Origin of the sequence: Streptomyces katrae (genome assembly GCF_000966975.1) — a bacterium.
GTDB lineage: Bacteria > Actinomycetota > Actinomycetes > Streptomycetales > Streptomycetaceae > Streptomyces > Streptomyces katrae.
Genome location: NZ_JZWV01000533.1, coordinates 1 through 2,863 on the forward strand (window position 1 = coordinate 1; position 2,863 = coordinate 2,863).

Genomic DNA, 2,863 nt, shown 5'->3' on the forward strand with positions numbered 1-2,863 from the left:
GCGCTGACCTCGGCCGCGCGGGGGGCGGTGGTCCGGACCGACTCCGGCGAGGCCCTGCGGCAGGCGCGGCTCGCGCTGGACGTCGTACGGGTCCTGGAGCGGCACCCGCTGGGGGTGCGCGCCGGGCGGCTGGCGCGGAAGGCCGGGCTGACGGAGGCGGAGCTGCGGCCGCTGCTGTCGATGCTGTGCGAGGAGGAGTACGCGCGGGGCAGCTCCAGCGCACCCTGGCGCTGGCGCGGGACAGCGCGGGCGCCGCCGTCTACCTCAGCCGGTACGCGGAGGGCGAGGTCCGGATCACCCAGATGGCGGACGGGCCGGGGGCTCCGCCGGTACGGGAGTGGGTGGACTTCCGGGACGCCGCGCACGCCAGCGCCGTCGGCAAGTGCCTGCTGACCCAGCTCGACCACGAGGTCAGGGCCGACCACGTGGCCCGCCACCGGCCGGCCCGGCTCACCCCGCACACCATCACCGACAGCCGGGTCCTGTTCAGCGCCCTCGACGCGGTGGCTCCCGGCGCCCCGGTGTTCGACCTGCGCGAGTACTCCCCCGGGGTCGTCTGCTCGGCGGTGCCCATCGCCACGGGCGGCGCCGCCGGGAGCCTGGCGCTCTCCCTGCCCGCCACCCACGCCCACCGGCTGCGGGAGGCCACGGAGGCCCTGCGCCGCAAGGCGGTCCCGGTGCTGCTGGCCCTGCTCCTGTCGGGCGCCATCCCCCCGGACGCCCCGGCCGCGGCCCCTCCCCCGGCGGCCGCCGCCCCGACCACGGAGACCCTGCGCCACCTGGGCCGGCTCTTCCGGACCCCGCTGACCCGGTTCACGGCGTCGGCCGCCGGCCCGCACCTGGTCAGCGACTCGGCGGCCGGGGCGGCGTACCTGTTCGACACCGACCCGGAGGGCGAGGGGCCGCGCCTGGCTCTCCCCCAGACCCTGGGCCCCCTGACGCCGGGCAGCCTCCCGGCCGAGGAGGGCCTGGTGGTCCTGGGCACCCGAGCCGGTACCGGGGCCTAGGCCGTTTCGTTCGGATCTTGCGAGGCTTGTCATACTTCCCGAATGGAAATGCGAGCCGTGGAGGCGGCACGGCGTTGGCTGTGCGCGACGGGTGGGTGAGCGACGAGAAGCCGGGGGAGCTGCTCACAGCCGAGCAAGTGGCACTCTCCTTGGCCGGCGATGTGTTCGCAGAGGACCTGGATGCAGCCGACCAGGTGCGGTTGGCCTTCGGACTGCTGGACCTGCTCGACGATTACTGGGTCACGTGCGAGATCCGGTTCGCGGATCAGGGCGCCGAGGGCCCCTTGCCCGCCGACGTGCTGTGGGACGGCTACCGTCGGCGGCTGGAAGCGGACCGGGACGCCGAGGCCGTCACCTACTCGCTGTGGGTGGACTGGTTCGAGAACCAAACCACCTCGGCGATGGCCTTCGCCGAGGTACTCGGTAACGACATCGGCCGAGTGGTGGCGAAGCCATCGGAAGCCCGCCTCCGCCGAGCCCGTCGGGTCCTGGAGTGTTCAGGCCCGGTCCGCTGGACGGTGAAGGAGCCGACGTACCGCACCGCCATGCGGCTTCCCGCCCTGCATCCAGCCCTCTTCTGCGGCCTTCTGGCGAGCTTCCACGACGTCTACGGCGACCTGGAACCGGCCGCCGCACTGACCCTCCTCGACCGGCTGGATCTCCCCGCGAATACCCGGCACCTCGCCAAACTGCGCCGCGTACTCGCCGCGGGGCACAAGAACCACTACCGCAGTCCCGCCGCCTGGGACGATGCGGTTCGCTCTTGCTCCTGAGCCGTGGGCCTGGCAGACCAAGAAAGATGCTGGCACATGGAGTCCGGCCAGGTAGATGGTCGCCGTCTTTTCGTAGCGCGTGGCGATGCCACGCCACTGCTTCAAGCGGTTGAGGCACCGTTCGACGGTGTTGCGCTGCTTGTACGCCTCGCGGTCGAAGGCGGGTGGCCTGGCTCCCTCGACGCAGGCGGTGAGCGCGCTGATCGGCCGGAACGGGGACGACCGTGGGAATGCCGCGCTTGCGTAGGTGCTGGCGGATGGCGCGGGAGGAACACGCCTTGTCAGCCAGGACCATGTCCGGGGTGGTGCGGGGCCGTCCGAGGGGGCGGGGAACACGCAGACGAGCCATCACGTCGGTGAAGACGGGCGCGTCTCCTGCCTGTCCGGGGGTGAGGACTAAAGCCAGAGGACGGCATCGGCCAACTGCCGCAAGGTGGATCTTGGTGGTCAGTCCGCCACGGGAGCGTTCCGCCACGGGATCGCGCGGTCGTCGGGCTCGCTGGCCATGGCCCCTTTTTACGGGCCCCTGCCGCGTGCTGGTGAGCGCGCACGATCGTGGAGTCCACCGACACGACCCAGTTCACGTCCTCGTCAGCATCGGCCTGGGCCATCAACGCTGCGAACACCCGCTCCCACATGCCATTGACAGACCACATCCGCCTAGCCGCCCGGGGTGAAGGAGTCCAGGGCGGTGTCGAAGTGGGCCCGGGCCTCGGTGAGGCGGCCGACGGGGGCCGACACCCAGACGTCGTACATCCGGCCGTTCTCGTCCCAGCACAGGTCGTAGGTGTGCCGGGCCCCCTCGGCCGGGCTGAAACCGTTCCAGGTGAACTCCCACAGGGCGGCGGGCAGTCCGTCGTGGGTGGTGGGGACGATCGTGTTGGCGCGGTAGCCGGGGTTGTTCGAAGGGCCGTTCGCGTCGGACCGCCGCATCGCGGCGAGCGGTCCGCCCGGCGAGGCGGGCGTGACCTTGATGCCGATCCGGAACGCGCCGTCCGGGGAGACGTAGAAGACGCGCTGGTCGTCGGTGGTGCGCTGGAAGTCCAGGGGCACGGCGAGGCCGAAGCCCGCCGGGTCCGCGAC

At 72.3% G+C, this 2,863-nt stretch carries 1 protein-coding gene and 3 pseudogenes; 2 read left to right on the forward strand and 2 right to left on the reverse strand.

Translation table 11 applies throughout. The features are described 5' to 3' along the window. Window positions 1–27 precede the first annotated feature (27 nt). Together VR44_RS47340 and VR44_RS19395 are read left to right on the forward strand one after the other, a co-directional pair. Window positions 28–698 (forward strand): annotated as a pseudogene (locus tag VR44_RS47340) (IclR family transcriptional regulator domain-containing protein); the annotation flags it as partial. A 404-nt stretch (window positions 699–1,102) separates the two neighbouring features. After that, window positions 1,103–1,780, forward strand: a complete 678-nt coding sequence (locus VR44_RS19395) for a hypothetical protein (RefSeq protein ID WP_245691997.1) — start codon at window positions 1,103–1,105, stop codon at window positions 1,778–1,780. 27 nt (window positions 1,781–1,807) lie between these two features. On the opposite strand, the pseudogene VR44_RS47345 reads toward VR44_RS19395, so the two are convergent. Together VR44_RS47345 and VR44_RS19400 are read right to left on the reverse strand one after the other, a co-directional pair. Then, window positions 1,808–2,469: pseudogene (locus VR44_RS47345) on the reverse strand (IS5 family transposase); the annotation flags it as partial. Next, a pseudogene (locus tag VR44_RS19400) lies at window positions 2,441–2,863 on the reverse strand (serine/threonine protein kinase); the annotation flags it as partial. The pseudogenes VR44_RS19400 and VR44_RS47345, both read right to left, overlap by 29 nt.